This is a genomic window from Devosia aurantiaca (assembly GCF_011058215.1).
Lineage (GTDB): Bacteria > Pseudomonadota > Alphaproteobacteria > Rhizobiales > Devosiaceae > Devosia > Devosia aurantiaca.
Map to the genome: position 1 here is coordinate 1 of NZ_JAALFG010000004.1, position 17,862 is coordinate 17,862.

Sequence of the window (17,862 nt, forward strand, 5' to 3'; positions counted from 1 at the left end):
CATCAAAGACATGTACCCCGAGCGCGACGAGGAGGATCAGGAGGCCATCCGACAGCACGCCATTGCTGCGCTCAACTTCGTCCAGGGGAGCAAGGCCGCTCTGACCGGTGCTGCCGCCAGCACGACGGACAGCGTCAACACCGCCTTCATCCAGGGTGTCCGCCGGTTCGCGATGAGCGTCAAGGACCTCGACATCGACCTCATCGACCGGATCAATCCGTTCGGCGAGGCCTATGCCATCTTGGCCAAGGCCATGAGCGAGGAAAGTCTGAAACAGGTTGCCGCCGTCATTGCCGGCAAGAACACGAGCCTCACGCCAGAAGACGCTCGTGACCTGGCGCGCCGCGCGTTGCGGTTCAAGCAGGAGCGAGGCCGCCTGCCATCGATCACCGCGCAGGACCCTTGGGAAAAGCGCATGGCTGAGGGTGTCGCGTTTCTGGCCCGCATGAAGGCCGAGGCCATCCGTGTCTAAGTTCACCGACGAAGACGATGCCCTGCTGGGCGAACTTGGCGTCGAGGTCGAGCCCGGGCAGCACGCCAGCCGTTCCCCAAGGAGGAGCGGATCATCGCAGGCTTTGAGGACATCCGGCGCTTTGTCGATGAGCATGGTCGCTTGCCGCAGCACCGCGAGGACCGAGATATTTTCGAGCGTCTGTACGCGGTCCGTCTGGATCGGCTGCGCGAACTGCCGGAATGCCGCGAACTGCTCGAGCCGCTTGATCACCATGGGTTGCTTTCCGGTGTCAGCGAACCGGTAGCTCCCGTCGAAGATCTGGACGACGATGCCCTCCTTGCCGAACTCGGCGTGGATGGCGCTGGTGAGAACGACGTCACCGATCTGCGCTTCGTTCGCTCCGGCGCCGAGAAACGTGCGGCGGAGGAAATCGCCAATCGCGAGAAATGTGAGGACTTCGAGCGCTTCGCACCTTTGTTCGCTGCGGTTCAGAGTGATCTCGACGTTGGTGCTCGGGTCACCCGGCCATTTGTCAAAGACGCCGGCTTTCTCAAGGCCGACATCACCCAAGGCCAGTTCTTCATTCTGGGGGCAAGTCGCCTATGTTGCCGACGTCGGCGAGCCGATCAAAGCGCCAAACGGAGAAACCGATGCCCGGCTGCGTGTCGTTTATTCCAACGGCACAGAGAGCAATCTGCTGCTGCGTTCACTCCAGCGCGCCCTTTATAAGGACGAAGGCGGTCGGCGGATAACCGAACCAAATGCCGGTCCGCTCTTCGCCGATACGCGTGATGACGAGGACCTGGCTAGCGGCACCATCTATGTGCTGCGCAGCAAATCGGACGAGCCCTATGTCGCCCAGCACCGTGATCTCCTGCACAAGATTGGAGTGACCGTAGGCGAGGTCCAGCAGCGGATCGCCAATGCCAGACACGACGCGACATTCCTTCTCGCCGATGTCGACGTCGTCGCCACCTATCGCCTGTTCAACATCAACCGAACGAAGTTGGAGAACATCATTCATCGGGTGTTCGGGCCGGCGCGCTTGGACCTGTCGATAGCAGACCGTTTCGGCAATCCAGTGGTGCCGCGCGAGTGGTTCTTGGTTCCTTTGTTCGTCATCGACGAGGCGGTCGAGCGCATCAAGGACGGCTCCATTGCCGAGGTGCGATACGATCCACAGACCGCCAAGCTTGTCACCAACTGAGGCTTGCTCATCCCAAAAAGAGGGCATCGCCATTTCTCGGCTTCGCCTCGCAGGTGAGGTGTTCTGTGTGATCGAGGTGTTCTTTTCTGCGTCTGTCTTGTCCGGCCGCCCCTCGCGCGATGCGCAGGGCGGCAAGCTTCGCCGGTTCATGTCAGCCGTCGAATGCCCGTCATGACCGCCCTTCGCATCACAAGTGATGCAGGGCGGCAAGCTCTCTTCGTTCGTCATGCCGGTCATTCGAGCATCTTTCCAAAAGCTGGAAAGATGCTGTCCATCACAATGCCAAACCGCCCCTCGATTACCTTCGGTAATCAGGGCGGCGAGCTCGCTGAAGAAGCTCGTTTGACATCGTAATGGCCGTATTCTCGGGGGTTCCCACCCCGACAATACGGCCGGGAAGAACACCTGTTTTTTCGGCTGAAGAACACCTCTGTCAGTCGGGAAAGATGCACTTTTGCAGTCGGGTAAGATGCGCTTTTTGCAGTCGGGTAAGATCCCCTTGGTTAAGTAGCAGGCGGACAAATTTGCGGGTGACCAGATATATATATGCGGCGAAACTTGAAACCCTGAGATCTGGAGTTATCTGGATTCCGCAGAGGCAAACACCGAGGGTGTTATGACGCTCGACGAGCTGCGCCAATTTACGGCGGACCAGATCAAGGACATGAAGTTCGACTTGGCGCTCAGCACCAAGGCGGACTATGAGCGCATGATCAGGGCTGTCGGTGATGACTTCGTGGCCTATCTCCGTTCGGCACCCAACAGCACTTTTTACAAAAGGAAAGCTGCACTCCTCTGGCACCTGAGGTTCTTGTTGGTGGAGAGCATAACCAGCATTGAAGAAGCCGAGGCCCAAGGTGAGACCAATATAGGGTGGCGCTTGGATCAGGCCCGCGTTTACGCAAACTTGGTCAAAAGCGTAGCGGCCGAAACCCGGAAAGAATCCCGCTCGCAAAAGGGCAAAAGTAAAAAGGTTGGCCTCAAGGCGTTAAGCAAAACGGGCGATTTCCGGGAGCGTCTTGTTGCAGCGGCCGGCAAGGCCGGTATCATCGGAATACTCGTTCTGTCGATCGCAGGTGTGCGACCGGCAGAGATCGCCAAAGGTCTTGCGCTGAAGGCTTCTGGTGAACACTTGCTGGAAATCCATATCAATGGGGTGAAGCACACCCAAACCACCGGCCACGAGCGGCGAGCGCAAAGACACGATGCGCGCAGGTGGAGCCTTACCGCGAAGCTGTTAACCCTTGTCAAAAAAGCTGGCGGCACCTTGCGGTTTTCGCGCAGCACAGATTCACTGCGCGAAGATATCAAGAGCGCAGCTGAGCGCGCAAAATTACCGCTTACCATCAGCCCTTACACACTTCGTCACCTCTTTTCCGCGGACTAAAAAGAGCGGGTTGGTCACCCGTTGAAATAGCAAAGGCTATGGGTCATGCGTCGACACGGACTGGCGGGCGATACGCTCGAAAACGGTCAAGTGGAAGCGGCACTGGCAGCATGACGGGGGTGTGGGCCTCCGGCGAGGTGAGAGAGTTCGGCAAGCCAACACTGGAAGAATACGCCAAAATGGGTATTCCAAAGTCCGATGCCTTGGCTCTCGAGGAGCCGAAGCCGTAGTTGAGTACAACAGATTGAGTTTTCTCTCATCAGCTTTGCGCCCTATTTGAGACATTCACGCCTCTCCCGTAGTTTCCAGAAGCTGCCGTTCCGCAATGAACCCTTCGATGGTAAAGCCGAAGGGGTCTGCTACAAATTGAGCGGCCGCGAGGCAGAGGTTATCCGAAAGGTGCAAAGGAAGGCGGAAGAAGCGGGCAGCATTGACCGCTCGCTGGCGCCCCGATACTGCCCGTGTGAGTTTAGCGAGCGGAAAATGATTTCTGATACTCACAGAAGGTTCGGCGGGACTGGTACAATAACGCTCAAGGACGTTGCCCGGCTGGCCGGTGTGACGCCAATGACCGTGTCGAACGTACTCAATCAGCGGAACGGCGAGGTCAGTGAAGAGACGCGGGCCAAGGTGGTCGCTGCCGTCGAACTATTGGGCTATAAGCCCCATTCGGTGGCGCGCCGTCTGCGGAGCGGGCGGCGCAACTCCATCGGCATGCTCGTGCTCGATGACGTGCCTGCCTTTTTGCGCGATCCCTTCACCAACCAGGTTATTGCGGGTTTATCCAACGTGGCCGCCGACAATGGCTACACCTTGGTGCTGCAGGGCGTGCGTTACGCAAACTTCGAAAATGCGCCGCTGCTGTCCCAGATCGAGGCAGATGGAGTTTGCGCGCTGCTCTCGGGAACGCCCCAGCAGCGGCAGAGCCTGACGCAGCGGCTGTTGAGTCTCGGAATGCCGATCGTTCTGGTGCAGGAGCATCTGGTTGCGCCAGGCGTGTGCACGATCCGGCAGGATGACCGCGGCGGCGCCATGGAAATCGCGCGGCACGTGCTGTCGCGCGGAGCGCGCCGGATCATGATGCTGCTGCCGTCCGAGGAATGGCCAGCGATGAACGAACGTGAGGCTGGCGTGCGGGAAGTCTGTGCTGGCGCTGGCGCCCAGCTCATCCTGGTGCGTTGCGGCGACGAAGGATTGAGCGACACCGAGGCGTCCTTGGCCGCCGCTGTCGCCGCCAGTGGCATGCCCGATGCGATCATAGGGGGCAATGATCGGATGGCCATGGCAGCGCTGATGTGGCTTTCGGCCAACGAGATAGCCGTGCCTGACAAGGTGGCCGTAACCGGATTCAACGCCTTCGATCTCGCGGCCTACAGCAAGCCCGCTCTTACGACTGTCCGCTCGGCAGCATACGAGATGGGTCTACGTGCCGGGGAAGAACTTCTCACCTATTCGCACCGGAGCCTTTTCGGCCCCCGACGTTGTATTGCCTGTCCGATTTGTCACCGCAGCATCAAGCTGAGAAGCGTTCTAGGCCGACTGCAATTTAGGCAACATCAAGTCTTGCAAGAAAATTCGCCATACCGGATTGACGCGACAGAAAAATCGAGAAACAACTTTAACGATAAAGCATGGATGTGACGATGACCTTGCCGAGCCATTCTGACGACAACCTCATTGCCCAGATGCGGCAGAACTTTTTCTGCGCCCTGCTGTCCGATACTTTAGATGAGCTGGGCCATATGCATCAGGCGCTGCCGGCGCGCATCCGTCCGCTGGATGATAGTCTTGTCATGGTCGGACGTGCACGCACCATGCTCTACGCCGACGTCTATGCCCGCCCGCAGGCCGGCGAGAATCCCTATGAACTCGAGATCAAGCTGGTCGACAGCCTGCAGGCTGATGAGGTCGCAGTTTGCGCCTGTGGCGGCACTGGTCGGATTGCGCCATGGGGCGGCCTGCTGAGCACTGCCTCCAAAGTGCGCGGCGCTGCCGGCGCGCTGATGGACGGTATGGTGCGCGATATCCGCCACGTCCGCGAACTGGCATTTCCGCTGTTTCATGCCGGCATCGGTCCGCTCGACAGCAAGGGTCGGGGCGAAGTGATCGCCATCGACGTGCCGGTCGAGTGCGCAGGGGTCCGGATCAATCCGGGCGACATCGTGTTCGGCGATGCTGATGGGGTCGTGGTGATCCCGCAGGCGATTGAAACCGAGGTCGTTGCGCTGGCCTACGAAAAGCTCAAGGGCGAGAACAAGACCCGCGATGCGCTGCTCGCGGGGCGTCGTCTCGCCGACGTCTTCGACGAATTCGGCGTGTTGTAGGGAGCGGGCCATGATCGTCGATTGCCACGTCAACCTCTGGAAGCCCGAGCATGTGCGGCCGCTGTTTGCCGCCGGCACCACCCATGCCCGCCCCGGCGCCGTCAGTCCGCTGGCCGATCCGGATACGGTCCGTGCCGCGATGGAAGAAGTCGACAAGGCCATCGTCTTCACACTGCGCTATGCCGACAGCGCCGGGATTGACGGCGACGATGAGGTCACAGCCGAAGCGGTACGCAAGTACCCAGATAAGTTCGTCGGCTTTGCCGCGGTCGATCCGCGCCGCGCGGACGCCATGGACCTGCTCGAGCACGCCGTGCAAGACCTCAAGCTCAAGGGCGTCAAGTTCGGACCGATCTACAATGGCGTGTCGCTGCTCGATCCGCGCATGGTCCCAGTCTACGAATATTGCGTCAGGAACAACCTGCCCCTGACGATGCATATGGGCACCACTTTCGCCCAGAATGCGCCAATCGAATACGGCCGCCCGCTGGCCGTCGATGAGATCGCAGGCCGCTATCCCGACCTCAAGATGATCATGGCGCACATGGCACATCCCTGGGCCGAAGAGTGCATTGTGGTCGCCCGCAAGCGTCCCAATGTCTACTGCGAAGTGTCGGCGCTGTTTTACCGCCCCTGGCAGTTCTACAATATCCTGGTCACTGCCCAGGAATACCGCATCACCGAGCGCGACAAGATTTTCTGGGGCACCGACTTCCCCTTTGCCGAGGTGCGCGAAAGCATCGACGGGCTGCGCAACATCAACGCGCAGGTCGAGGGCACTGCCCTGCCGCGAGTCAGTTCCGAGACCATCGACTCAATCCTCTATTCCAACCCGTTCGACCATTGGTGGCACGGCGGGCTCAGCCTCTGACGGCGGATTATGGACGACCGCCGGCGCATATCAGTCCAAGCCAAATGGGAGTGTCATATGCCTTCTCGTAGATTTCTGGACTTGCTCTTACCGGGCGCGCTGACCGCCCTCTTGTCGACGACTAGCGTAATGGCACAGGAGGCCTTCACCTGTCCCGCAACCGGTGGCGATCTGATCGTGGGAATCGAATCCGGCGTGCCAACGCTTGACCAGCATACCGCCACATCGTCGGCGACCCGAAACGTCGCCATGAATATCTTCGAAACTCTGGTCATTCGCGACGAGAACATGAACCCGGCGCCCGACCTTGCTGCGTCGATCGATGTCAGCGAAGATGGCTTGACCTATACCTTTGTGCTGCGCGAGGGCGTCAAGTTCCACAACGGCAAGCCGTTGACCACCGCCGACGTTGTCGCTTCCTTCGACCGCTACAAAGAACTGGGCGTCAACCGCGCAACGCTCGACGTCGTCGCTTCCTGGGAAGCGACCGACGACATGACCTTCGTCATCACCCTCAACCAGGCACAGCCGACATTCCTCGAGAGCCTGTCGTCCTACACGGTGCCGATCGTCATCGTCCCCGCCGAGGAGGCTGCCAAGCCGGCCGGGCAGATCGAGCCGATCGGGACAGGGCCGTTCAAGTTCGCCGAATTCGTCCCGGACAGCTTCGTCAGGCTAGAGCGCTATGACGAATATGTGGCCAATGACAGCTTCCCCGGCCTCTCCGGCTTTGCCGGACACAAGCAGGCCTGCGTCGATACCGTTACCTTCCGTATGCTGACCGAGCCAGGCGCCCGCATGGCCGCCCTCGAGACGGGCGAAGTTCATATTGCCGAGAACGTGCCAACGATTTCCCAGGAGCGCCTCGCCGGCACCGAAGGGGTAGAACTGGTGCGGCTCGAGAACTTTGCGCTCAACGTGGCCTATCCCAACTGGTCGGCGCCACCGACGGACAACCTGCAGGTGCGTCAGGCAATCCTGGCTGCGCTCGACATGGAAGAGATCATGGAGGCGGCCACCGACGGTGCCTTCGAGCTCAATCCGTCGTTCCAGTTCCCCGATACCGGCTATTATTCAACCGCGGGCGAAGAGTTCTACAACCAGCACGACCTCGAAAAGGCCAAGGCCCTGCTTGCCGAGTCTGGCTACAACAACGAGCCCATCGTGCTGCTGACCAACCAGCAGTTCCCCAACATGTATAACAGCGCGCTGGTGATGGCCGCACAGCTTCAGGCTGCCGGCATGAATGCGGAACTGCGCGCGTCCTCGACTGGCCGACGGCTCTTGCCACCAGTGAGAAGGAAACCGCGGGCTGGAACATCTTCTTCACGTTCTGGGCCACGGTGACAGCGCAGGGCGGTCCGACCTCGCTGCGCAACCTCGCCAACCCCAACAACGTCTACAAGCCCGTGGACAATGCCGGCGATGAGGCATTCAACGCGGCCTTCTCGAAAATCGAAGCCGGTGCGGACCTCGACACCAGGCGCGAGGCCTTTGCGGAGGCCCAGGCGATCGCGTTCGAGAACGTTCTAGCTATCCCTTTCGGCATCATGTCCAATGCCCAGGGCGTGCGCGCGACGGTGGAGGGCTACCAGCCCTACTATAATACGCGCGTTTCCAACGTCTGGCTTGAGCAATAACAACGCTGGGCCGGCTCGTCCGGCCCGGTCTCCAACCCCGGGGATCGTCATTTGCTAGGATATACGGTCAGCCGCCTGCTACAGGCGATCCCCATCCTGTTTCTGGTCAGCCTCATGGCCTTCGGGATCATCTATCTGATCCCCGGTGACGCGGCCACGGTGATCGGCGGGCCTTCCGCCAGCGCGCAGGACCTGGCCCAGATTCGCGCCAACCTCGGCCTCGACCAGCCGCTGCATGTTCAGATCCTGACCTTTTACACCAACCTGCTGCAGGGCGATCTGGGACGGTCTTTGCTCCTGGGCGTTCCCGTCACCGAAGCCATCATCCAGCGCTCCCCTGTCACCATCGGCATTGCCATCTATTCGCTGGTGCTGACGATCGTGCTGGGCCTTTCGACCGGCATCATCGCCGCGCTCAACCACAATCGTTGGCTTGACCAAGCCGCGACGATCTTTGCCCTGATCGGGGTGTCGCTGCCCAACTTCTGGCTGGCCCTTGTGATGATCGTGCTGTTCTCGGTCAATCTGGGCTGGCTGCCGACCGGTGGCTACGTGCCGTTTTCCCAGGACCCCATTGGATGGCTGCGCACCGCCACCATGCCCGCGGTCTCCCTGGCCCTGCTGCAGGCGGGCCTGCTGACGCGCATCACCCGCTCCACCATGCTTGAGGTGCTGAGCCAAGATTATATCCGAACCGCTCGTTCCAAGGGGATTTCGGAGTGGAAGGTCGTCGGCAAGCACGCGCTCGCCAATGTGATGATGCCGGTCGTTACGGTGCTCGGCCTGATCCTTTCCGTGCTGCTGTCTGGTTCGATCGTCATCGAGACCATTTTCGGGGTTCCCGGTATCGGGGCCCTGTTGGGCAACGCCATTTCAAGCCGGGATTACCCCATGATCCAGGGCGGGCTGCTCTTCGTCACCGCAGCCTTGCTGCTGCTCAATATCCTGGTGGATGTGCTCTATACCTGGCTCGATCCGCGCATTCGGGTAGGGGGCGGCAAATGACCGATCTTGCCCTGACGGCGCCGCCCCGCTTCGCGCGGACTCGCGCCACCCTGCGCCGCATGCTCGCGAACCGATCTTTCGCGCTCGGCAGCCTCCTGTTCGGCTTCATCTGCATCGCTGCGCTGGTCGGACCGCTGCTCGTGGGGATCGACCCCAATGCGCTTTCGATCCGCGACCGCTTCCAGCCGCCGTCCTGGCAATTCTTGCTCGGCACCGACAATTTGGGCCGCGACATGCTGAGCCGGGTGCTCTATGGGGCACGATTGAGCCTTGGCATCGGCTTTGCCGTCATTGTGCTCAATGCGGTCTTCGGCGTTCTGCTGGGTGCGCTTGCCGGTTACTATCGCCGCCTCGACAATATCCTGATGCGCGTTGCCGATGCCCTGATGGCGTTTCCCGCGGTGTTGCTGGCCATCGGCATTGCCGCCGCTCTTGGCCCTTCGGCAATCACCGCCATTGTTGCCCTGGCCGTGGTCTATATCCCGCGCACGGCCCGCGTGGTGCGCGCCTCGATCCTGGTGGTGCGTGAGCTGGACTATGTCCAGGCGGCACGGGCCTCGGGCGCAACCGATGCCCGCATCATCACCAGGCACATTCTGCCCAACTGCCTGGCACCCTTGATCGTTCAGCTCAGCTTTGTCTTCGCCTATGCCATTCTCTCGGAAGCCGTCTTGAGCTTCCTCGGTCTTGGCTCGCCGCCGACCGTGCCCAGCTGGGGCGTGCTGATCTCGGAAGGTCGTGCCTATATGCGCGAAGCAGCCTGGCTCACCATGGTGCCCGGCGTGGCGATCGCCATAACCGTGCTCGGTCTCAATCTTCTGGGCGACGGTCTCCGCGACGTTCTCGACCCCCGCATGAAAGTAGAACAGGGATGACCCAGACGCCCCTTCTCAGCGTCAGGGACCTGTCGGTCGGTTTTCCTGCCGGCAAGGGTCATGTCCTGGCGGTCGATTCGGCAAGCTTTGATGTGCATCCCGGCGAGCTGCTGGGCGTTGTCGGCGAATCCGGCTCGGGCAAGAGCGTCACGGCGCTGGCCATCATGGGTCTGCTGCCCCCGACGGCCCAGCTGCGTGGCCGGATCCTGTACGAGGGCGACGACATGTTGGGCATGTCGCATCGGCAATTGCGCACGCTTCGTGGCCGGCAACTCGGCATGATCTTCCAAGAGCCAATGACCTCGCTGAACCCCGTGTTTACCGTGGGTGACCAGATCATGGAAGCGGTCACCGCCCTAGATCATATGAGCAAGAAAGCGGCCACCGACCGCGCCGTCGACCTGCTCGACAAGGTCGGCATACCGTCCCCGCGCCGCCGGCTGGAGGATTATCCGCACCAGATGAGCGGCGGCATGCGCCAGCGCGTGATGATTGCGATTGCGCTGGCCTGTTCGCCGCGGCTGCTGATCGCCGACGAGCCCACAACGGCGCTGGATGTCACCATCCAGGCGCAACTGCTCGACCTGCTCAATGGCCTGCGTGAGGAATTGGGCACGGCTATCGTCCTGATCAGCCACAACATGGGGGTGATGGCCGAGGTCGCGGACCGGGTCGTCGTGATGTATGCGAGCCGGGTTGTCGAAGAGGCCGGGATTTTCCAGCTATTCGACGAGCCACAGCACCCCTATACCGAAGGCCTGCTCGGCAGTACGCCCGATATGGGGGAACAGCCCGCAGGCTTGTGACCATTCCCGGCGGCATGCCGTCGCCGGGTGCGCTGCCGCCTGGCTGCCTGTTTGCGCCGCGCTGCCCCAAGGCCATCCCGCAATGCACGACCGCCCAGCCGCCGCTATTCCTGTTGCCCGATGGGCAGAAGGCCGCCTGTATCCGCGCACCCAAGCTCACGCTGGAGGCCCTCACATGACCGCATTGCTCGAGGTCGAGGGCCTCGTCAAGCATTTCGAAACCCGGTTGGAGAACTGGTTGCAGCGCGTCAAGCCTGTCGTAAAGGCTGTCGACAACGTGAGCTTTGCCGTGGGCGAACGTGAAACGCTGGGGTTGGTGGGCGAGAGCGGTTGCGGCAAGTCCACCACCGGGCGTCTGATCCTGCAACTGATCGAACCCACTGCTGGGGCCGTGCGCTTCATGGGCACGGAGCTCGTGGGAGCGGATCCCCGCGAGTTGCGGCGGCTGCGCAAAAACCTCCAGATCATCTTTCAGGATCCGCACGCCTCCCTCAATCCGCGCATGCGCGTCGAGGAGATCATCCTCGAGCCGCTCTATGCGCAGGGCGAGCGGCCCTCGGTCGAGCTGACCAACTATGCGGGCGAGCTGCTCGAGAAGGTGGGCCTGTCGAAAAAGCATGCCCAGCGCCATCCGCATGAATTCTCCGGCGGGCAACGCCAGCGTATCGGGATCGCCCGGGCGATCGCGCCCAAGCCCAAGTTCATCATCTGCGACGAGGCCGTCTCGGCGCTCGATGTCTCGGTGCAGGCTCAGGTCATCAACCTGTTGCAGGACCTGCAGGAAGAGCTCGCCATGAGCTACCTCTTCATCGGGCACGATCTTGCCGTGGTCAAACACATCGCCGACCGGATCGCGGTCATGTACCTGGGGCGAATCGTGGAAACAGCCCCAAAGGCAAGGCTCTATACCTCGCCGCGCCACCCCTACACCCAGGCTCTGCTGGCATCGGCGCCCGTGCCCCACCCGCGGCTGCGGCAGAGCCGCAAGCGACTGCATGGCGAAATGCCCAGCCCGCTCAATCCTCCCACGGGGTGCCACTTTCATCCGCGCTGCCCCCTGGCTCAGGACATCTGCAAGTCCAATGATCCCGTGTTGCGCGAAATCGAGCCCGGCCAGCACGTCGCCTGCCACTTCGCCGAACTGACGGGCGGTCCCGCTTCTACTCCTGCAGCTCTCTAGGAGCCAACCCATGCGCATCACCCAGGTCGAACCCATTCTGCTGCGCGGGAGCGAGGCTTACGCGTCGCCCGCCGACGGCGCCGAGGCGACCGACAATGGCGACTGGCAGTTGCTCGTCCGCGTGATCACCGACGAGGGGCTCGAAGGCTGGGCCGACGCCGAAACCCTGGCTCCGGCCGCCGTGGCCATCATCGCGGGGCAGGGCATGGGCACACTCGGCTTCCACACACTAGCCGATATGCTGATCGGCGAAGACCCGCTAGACATCGAGCGGCTGTGGGACAAACTCTATGTGGGCAGCGCCTATTACGGCCGGCGCGGCATCGCGATGCAGTGCATCTCGGCCATCGACAATTGCCTTTGGTCGATCCGCGCGCAGGCGACGGGCCTGTCGATTGCCCAACTGATGGGGGACGCCGGCGCGACAAGGTCATGGCCTATGCGTCGACGCTGTTTCGATCCACACCCGATGGAATGGCGGAGGCGGCACGTGGCTACATCGACAAGGGGTTTCATGCGGTCAAGTTCGGTTGGGGCGTGTTCGGCGAGGATACCGGCCGCGACCGGGAGCTGGTGGCCGCGGCGCGTGATGCGCTCGGCCCCGACCGGCATTTATTGGTCGATCCAGGCTGGTATCCGGCCGGCTGGAGCAAGCCGGGTCCCATGCGCAGCCGCCGTGAGGCGATTGAGCTGTGCGACTGGCTCGCCGACTACAATGTGGGCTGGGTCGAGGATTTCATCCATCCCGAGCGGTTCGATGAATATGCCGAAGTGCGCGCCCTCAGTCCCGTGCCGATCGCTGCCGGGGAGCAGCTGGCGACGGTCTGGGAGTTCGAGCGCTTCATCGGCGAAGGCTGTGTCGACATAATCCAGCCCGATCTGTCGCGCTGCGGCGGCCTCACCGTCGCCCGGCGCATCGCGCAGATGGCGGAACGGACCAATATCGACCTGGTGCCGCATTCCTGGCTGACGCATCTGCTGACCGGCTACAGCCTGCAGCTCATCGCGACTTTGCCGCGCGCACCATTCGTCGAGTTCAACGTTAGCCAAAGCGCGCTCACCGGCGGTATTGCCCAAGCCGGCTTCAAGCTCGACGAGGATGGCATGATCACCATCCCCGACGGACCGGGCGGCGGTGTCGCGGTGGATGTCGACTTTATCGCCGCGCACCGTGTGACGCTCTGAACGAGGATTGACCATGTCGCGCCAGATCGTCAAACCTCATCAACTCGATCTCGAGAGCCCCGGCCGTCGCGACTACTTTGTGGCGCTCGAACACGACTCGATTTGGGGCGACCACCTGGTACCGTTGACCGTCATGGTCGGGCCCACCGCCAAAGCCGGGGAAGGCATGGTCGTCTTTGGGTCCAACCACGGCAACGAATATGAGGGGCCGGTGGTCATTCGCCACCTGCTGGGCGAGATCGACATCGGCCAGGTCACCGGGCGTATCATTCTTGTCCCGGTGCTCAACCCCGCCGCTTTCCGTGCGGGGACGCGCGATTCCACCCTCGATGACGGCGCCAATCTCAACCGGGCCTTTGTCGATGGTGCAGGCACCACGCCGGCCCTGGGCCGCATCACCCACCGCATTGCCCGCTTCGTGCGGCAGGCCATCTGGCCGCATGTTCATGTCGTCATCGATCTGCATGCCGGCGGCGATGTCGGCCGGTTCGCCCCGGGCCCGAGTTTTCATCCCATCGATGATCCCGTGCAGGGCCGCCATATCGAACAGACCGCGCGCTGGTTCGGACGCCGATTGTCATCGTCTACCAGAACGAGACGCCCGGCCTGCTGCCTTCCGAGGCCGAGCGGCTGGGCAAGATCACGATCGGCGCCGAATTGGGCTGGGGCGCCGCCGTGCAGCCTAACGGGGTGCGCTGGGGCAGGCACGGCGTTATGGCCGCCGCCATACGTAATGGGCAGCTCGACGGCAGCATCGAACCGATCGACCATCACCGCGACAACAGTCAGCTCAAGGTCGAGATGGTCGACCGGGCATGCTTTACCACAACGCCGGTTTCCGGCCACTACGAGCCGATGCTCGACTGCGGCACCCGCGTCTCGGCCGGCGAATTGGTGGGGCTGGTACACGACTTCGAACGGATCGATGCCCCCGCCTGGCCGGCCCGCGCTGGCGTCGACGGTGTGGTCATCAGCCAGGCCTGGGGTGCCCGCGTGCGCCAGGGCCAGCACGTGGTGGTAACCGGCAAGATTCTCGATTGGCTCGACTAGAAGGCACATCATGAGCAAGGACGACGACAAGCCCAAGCTGCGCAGCGCCGAATGGTTTGGCCGCCAGGATTCCTACGGCTTCATCTATCGCAGCTGGATGAAGAACCAGGGCCACACCGCCGACATGTTCGACGGCAAGCCGGTGATCGGCATCTGCAATACCTGGTCCGACCTCACGCCGTGTAACGGCCACCTGCGTGGGCTCGCCGAGCACGTCAAGCGCGGCGTTTATGCCGCGGGCGGCTTTCCGCTGGAATTTCCGGTGCTGTCGCTTGGTGAATCCAATATGCGTCCGACCACCATGCTGTTCCGCAACCTCGCCAGCATGGATGTCGAGGCCTCCATTCGCGCCAATCCCCTCGATGGCGTTGTCCTGCTGGTCGGCTGCGACAAGACCACCCCGGCCAGCCTGATGGGCGCGGCGAGCGTGGATCTGCCGACCATCCTGGTATCGGGCGGGCCGATGTTGTCTGGGCGCTGGAAGGGCAAGCAGATCGGTTCGGGCACCGATGTCATCCGCTTCAAGGAAGCGGTGCGGGCCGGCGCGATGACGGTCGATGAATTCATGGCCGCGGAGGCAGCAATGTCCCGCAGTGCCGGCTCCTGCATGACTATGGGCACGGCCTCGACCATGGCAAGCCTCTGCGAGGGCCTGGGCATCGCCCTGCCTGAAAATGGCGCGATCCCGGCTGTCGATGCCAGACGGCAGGCAATGGCGTTCAATGCCGGTCGGCGGGCCGTCGAGATGGTGCGCGAGAAACTGCGGATGTCGCACATCCTGACCAAGGCTGCCTTCCTCAATGCGGTTCGTCTCAATGCCGCGCTGGGAGGTTCGACGAATGCGGTGGTGCACCTACTGGCGCTGGCCGGTCGTCTTGGGGTGGACTTCACCTTAGCCGACTGGGACGCAGCGGGACGCGACGTGCCGTGCCTCGTCAACCTGATGCCTTCGGGGCAATACCTGATGGAAGACTTCTTCCATGCCGGTGGTGTGCCTGCGGTCTTGGGTGAGATCGCGAGCATGCTCGACCTCGATGCGATGACAGTCACCGGAAAACCCCTGGGGCAAAGTCACATCAGTCCCGCCGTTCACGACAGCGCCGTAATCTATCCGCTGGCCGCCCCATTCAAACCGGCGGGTGGCATTGCAGTGCTTCGCGGCAATCTCAGCCCTGATGGCGCGGTAATTAAGCCGTCCGCCGCCACCCCGCACCTGATGCAGCATACAGGGCCGGCCATCGTCTTCAACGATCCGGACGACCTCAAGGCGCGAATCGATGACCCTTCGCTGCCGGTCGATGAAAATTCGGTACTAGTGCTTCGCAATTGTGGCCCCAAGGGCTATCCGGGCATGGCCGAGATCGGCAACCTGCCCATCCCCAGGCGGGTGCTCGACAAGGGAATACTGGACATGGTGCGCATCTCCGATGCGCGGATGAGCGGCACCGCCTTCGGCACCGTGGTGCTCCATGTCGCGCCTGAGGCAGCGGCCGGCGGGCCGCTGGCCTTGGTGCGCGACGGAGACCTGATCACCCTCGACGTGGCTAACAGGCGCCTGCATCTCGACGTCAGCGAGGTCGAGCTGGAGAGGCGCCGGCACGACCTCGCGCCCTTCGTCTCCCCCTACCAGCGCGGTTGGGAAAAGCTCTATGTCGAGCATGTGCTGCAGGCCGACAGCGGGGCTGACATGGACTTTCTGATCGGTGGCAGCGGCGACTACGTCCCTCGTGTTAGCCATTAAGTCCAGAAACTAGGATGGTTAGTCCAGCCCTCACGTTTCCTTCCGATCCTCAAATCGTCAGGCCCCGAAGGATGAAATCAGGTCGAACTGGCCCTTCGGCGATCTGCTGCAAAGCGGCGGCTATCCTGAGCCTATAGGCTCAAAGCCGCCAGACCGCTTGCGGCCCCATCTCGGATGTTGGCTTTCTCTATCTGCACATCGCCAAGGTCGTCTGCCTCTCCCTTCCTCATAATAGCACTTGGCTCGATCTGGTCCGCTAGTGCTGGACCAGAAAGGTGTTGTGGCGCCGCTTGCGCTGTCGCGCACATTTTGAGGATGGGGCCCGGAGGCCGACTTGACCCCGGATTAGTCCGCAGGCGCCTTCGGCGCTTGCCCCAGCTTCGATGGAAGCTGGGGTGGGAAAGTGTGGGCGGACCTCTCCGGCGTCAACCTGTGGCTCTGATCTTCTTTCTTTCGAGCAGTGGCTGCCGGAACGGCAGATAGTGAAGGGATCTCCGATCCCTTCCGTCATTGATAAGGCCGGCTTGCCGGCCGCTCCGGGTCGGTTACCCTGAGACCCATTGGTCGAACGGAGTAACCGATCCGTCCTGCGTCTGGCTCTCGGATGAGCCAGAAGCAGAACACTTGCGGTGTGAGGGGCAAGAGAAGAAGCCTAGGGCAAGCGCTGATGCGGCGCGGTGCCGTTGGGCGCCTTGGCCAGCAGCCAGAAGGCAAGCCACGGATGCAGAGCCGAGATCATGTGGCGGTGATAAGCGTGCATCGGATGCAGCTTGCCAGGCGAGGCTTTGAGCCGCACCATCTTGCTGCGCAGATCCTGAGTGATCACCGCAGCCACTGCCGGCACGGCATCGGCAACATGCTCGATGAGCAGGACCCAGTGCTTGCCGGTGTGACCGGTAACAATTGCCGCAGCACAGGCCGCCACCACCTTCCCAGCCACTGCTTTGTCCTCGCCCTTGGCGTTGTTCAGCCGCTCGACCGCCTGCAGCCACCGCAGCACCCGCGGCAGCTCGTCCTGGATCGACTGCCGCAGATCGCGCCCGCCGACCAGCTTGGCCAGCGCGCTCCATTCCGCTGCAACGAGGGTGAGATCAGCCCCTGACCCCACGGTGCTGGCGATCTTTTCCGTCAGGCCGGGCGCACTGGCCTGCAGCTTTTCCGCCAGTGCCGCAGCATAGGCCCGCTGGCCTTCGGCATGGCGCTGCCCCTCCGGCATCAGGATGACTTCCGGACCAACCATGCGACTGCGCCAACGATTGTAGATCGCGAAGGGGTGCTGGATGCAGGGTTCAAGCGAGAGCTCGCGCAGGTGCAGGACGCTGGTTTTCTCCGAGCGCTCATAGCTCGCTGCATCCACAGTAAGGATGCGGCCACCGGCGGCAAGGTACAGATCGCGGAAGCTCTGGTTGTTGAGCAGAGCCAGCTCGTATGCGCTGGTCACCCAGACCAAGGTGATCCCAGCCGCCCGGTATGCAGCAGTGCGCTCTGTGATCGTCGTGAGCGGCATGCGGGCAAGCTGCAGCTCGAAGGCGATCGGCTGGCCCTTGAACGTGGTGAAGACATCGGGCTTGCGGTGCCCGTCACCAATCTTGATGAAGTGCTTGTCGACGACCGGCTCGGAGAAGTCCGGGTCGCACCGAATGCTGTCAGCAAGGCAGGTCTTGAGCCGCCAATGATCTTCACCCTCCTGTAAGCCACCGAACTGGCCGGCACCCGTGTCGCGCATCACGTCAGGCGTGCGCCATTCGCAGTCCGCAGGAGTGCCACCATAATGCTTGAAGTAAGCACCCCGGCCATCGCCGGTGGAGGCTGTATAGCTGACTGCCAGATAGACCGGGCTGTTGCACTGGGCGCAACGGAACAGGATGTTGCCCTCACCACGCCCCTTGGCAATGGCCCGCCTTACCGTGGTGAGATCAACGGCAGTCATCCCGTCCAGCAGAGCATCGACCGGCATGATCACCGGCTCGGCGCCACGCGCATCAATGACCTTCTTGATGGCGCGGCGGGTCTTGCGGTTGCCGATAACAGCGGGAAGGAAGCTGCTGCGGGGCGCGACGGCACCGCCGTTCGGAGCGACGGCGGGAAGGTTGGGGGTGTTCTGGAAGTTCAACATAGGTGAAAGCCTTTCGATTTT

At 62.2% G+C, this 17,862-nt stretch carries 17 protein-coding genes and 3 pseudogenes; 18 read left to right on the forward strand and 2 right to left on the reverse strand.

All coding sequences use genetic code 11. The annotated features are described in order from the left end of the window. From G5575_RS15505 to G5575_RS15565, 13 genes and pseudogenes are all read left to right on the forward strand, one after another. A partial coding sequence (locus tag G5575_RS15505; protein ID WP_328766329.1) for a pseudomurein-binding repeat-containing protein occupies positions 1 to 472 on the forward strand: 472 nt, incomplete at its 5' end. Further along, positions 465 to 1,661, forward strand: a pseudogene (locus G5575_RS15510) (GIY-YIG nuclease family protein). The gene G5575_RS15505 and the pseudogene G5575_RS15510, both read left to right, overlap by 8 nt. Positions 1,662 to 2,277: 616 nt before the next feature. Next, positions 2,278 to 3,048: a hypothetical protein gene (locus tag G5575_RS15520; RefSeq protein ID WP_164535134.1), complete on the forward strand. Its 771-nt coding sequence runs from the start codon at positions 2,278 to 2,280 to the stop codon at positions 3,046 to 3,048. 366 nt (positions 3,049 to 3,414) lie between these two features. After that, complete coding sequence (locus tag G5575_RS15525) at positions 3,415 to 4,689, forward strand: LacI family DNA-binding transcriptional regulator (protein ID WP_164535135.1); 1,275 nt, start codon at positions 3,415 to 3,417, stop codon at positions 4,687 to 4,689. A gap of 2 nt (positions 4,690 to 4,691) precedes the next feature. Continuing rightward, positions 4,692 to 5,372: an RraA family protein gene (locus G5575_RS15530; protein ID WP_164535136.1), complete on the forward strand. Its 681-nt coding sequence runs from the start codon at positions 4,692 to 4,694 to the stop codon at positions 5,370 to 5,372. A gap of 10 nt (positions 5,373 to 5,382) precedes the next feature. Further along, the gene (locus G5575_RS15535) at positions 5,383 to 6,243 is read left to right on the forward strand and encodes an amidohydrolase family protein (protein WP_164535137.1); all 861 of its coding nucleotides are present in this window, start codon (positions 5,383 to 5,385) and stop codon (positions 6,241 to 6,243) included. A 129-nt stretch (positions 6,244 to 6,372) separates the two neighbouring features. After that, positions 6,373 to 7,590 (forward strand): ABC transporter substrate-binding protein, encoded by a 1,218-nt coding sequence (locus tag G5575_RS15540; protein WP_164535138.1) that lies wholly within the window; start codon positions 6,373 to 6,375, stop codon positions 7,588 to 7,590. Next, entirely contained in the window at positions 7,587 to 7,883 is a 297-nt protein-coding gene (locus tag G5575_RS15545) for a hypothetical protein (protein ID WP_164535139.1), read from the forward strand. Before G5575_RS15540 ends, G5575_RS15545 begins: the two co-directional genes overlap by 4 nt. Positions 7,884 to 7,934: 51 nt before the next feature. Further along, positions 7,935 to 8,888 (forward strand): ABC transporter permease, encoded by a 954-nt coding sequence (locus tag G5575_RS15550; protein ID WP_164535140.1) that lies wholly within the window; start codon positions 7,935 to 7,937, stop codon positions 8,886 to 8,888. Further along, complete coding sequence (locus G5575_RS15555) at positions 8,885 to 9,763, forward strand: ABC transporter permease (RefSeq protein ID WP_164535141.1); 879 nt, start codon at positions 8,885 to 8,887, stop codon at positions 9,761 to 9,763. Before G5575_RS15550 ends, G5575_RS15555 begins: the two co-directional genes overlap by 4 nt. After that, entirely contained in the window at positions 9,760 to 10,569 is an 810-nt protein-coding gene (locus tag G5575_RS15560; protein ID WP_328766335.1) for an ABC transporter ATP-binding protein, read from the forward strand. Before G5575_RS15555 ends, G5575_RS15560 begins: the two co-directional genes overlap by 4 nt. A gap of 14 nt (positions 10,570 to 10,583) precedes the next feature. Then, on the forward strand, positions 10,584 to 10,748 hold the full coding sequence (locus G5575_RS20700) for a hypothetical protein (RefSeq protein ID WP_235936103.1): 165 nt from the start codon (positions 10,584 to 10,586) through the stop codon (positions 10,746 to 10,748). Continuing rightward, positions 10,745 to 11,749, forward strand: coding sequence for an ABC transporter ATP-binding protein (locus tag G5575_RS15565; RefSeq protein WP_164535142.1), 1,005 nt, complete (start codon positions 10,745 to 10,747; stop codon positions 11,747 to 11,749). Before G5575_RS20700 ends, G5575_RS15565 begins: the two co-directional genes overlap by 4 nt. Here G5575_RS15565 and G5575_RS20705 read toward each other — a convergent pair. Further along, positions 11,730 to 11,975 carry a hypothetical protein gene (locus tag G5575_RS20705; RefSeq protein ID WP_235936085.1) on the reverse strand — a complete coding sequence of 82 codons (246 nt, stop codon included), beginning with the start codon at positions 11,973 to 11,975 and terminating at the stop codon, positions 11,730 to 11,732. The two genes, G5575_RS15565 and G5575_RS20705, sit on opposite strands and share 20 nt — an antisense overlap. Between G5575_RS20705 and G5575_RS22350 the strand changes: the two are divergent. From G5575_RS22350 to G5575_RS15585, 5 genes and pseudogenes are all read left to right on the forward strand, one after another. Beyond that, positions 11,871 to 12,101, forward strand: a pseudogene (locus G5575_RS22350) (mandelate racemase/muconate lactonizing enzyme family protein); the annotation flags it as partial. The gene G5575_RS20705 and the pseudogene G5575_RS22350 sit on opposite strands and share 105 nt — an antisense overlap. A gap of 8 nt (positions 12,102 to 12,109) precedes the next feature. Beyond that, complete coding sequence (locus tag G5575_RS15575) at positions 12,110 to 12,934, forward strand: mandelate racemase/muconate lactonizing enzyme family protein (protein WP_164535143.1); 825 nt, start codon at positions 12,110 to 12,112, stop codon at positions 12,932 to 12,934. A 166-nt stretch (positions 12,935 to 13,100) separates the two neighbouring features. Continuing rightward, positions 13,101 to 13,349: pseudogene (locus tag G5575_RS22355) on the forward strand (hypothetical protein); the annotation flags it as partial. A gap of 299 nt (positions 13,350 to 13,648) precedes the next feature. Further along, entirely contained in the window at positions 13,649 to 13,984 is a 336-nt protein-coding gene (locus G5575_RS21265) for a hypothetical protein (RefSeq protein WP_456236466.1), read from the forward strand. Positions 13,985 to 13,994: 10 nt separating this feature from the next. Next, a complete protein-coding gene (locus tag G5575_RS15585; protein WP_164535144.1) occupies positions 13,995 to 15,725 on the forward strand; it encodes an IlvD/Edd family dehydratase in 1,731 nt (576 codons plus the stop codon). A gap of 652 nt (positions 15,726 to 16,377) precedes the next feature. Here the strand turns inward: G5575_RS15585 and G5575_RS15590 are convergent. Further along, on the reverse strand, positions 16,378 to 17,841 hold the full coding sequence (locus tag G5575_RS15590) for a competence protein CoiA family protein (protein ID WP_164535145.1): 1,464 nt from the start codon (positions 17,839 to 17,841) through the stop codon (positions 16,378 to 16,380). Positions 17,842 to 17,862 lie beyond the last annotated feature (21 nt).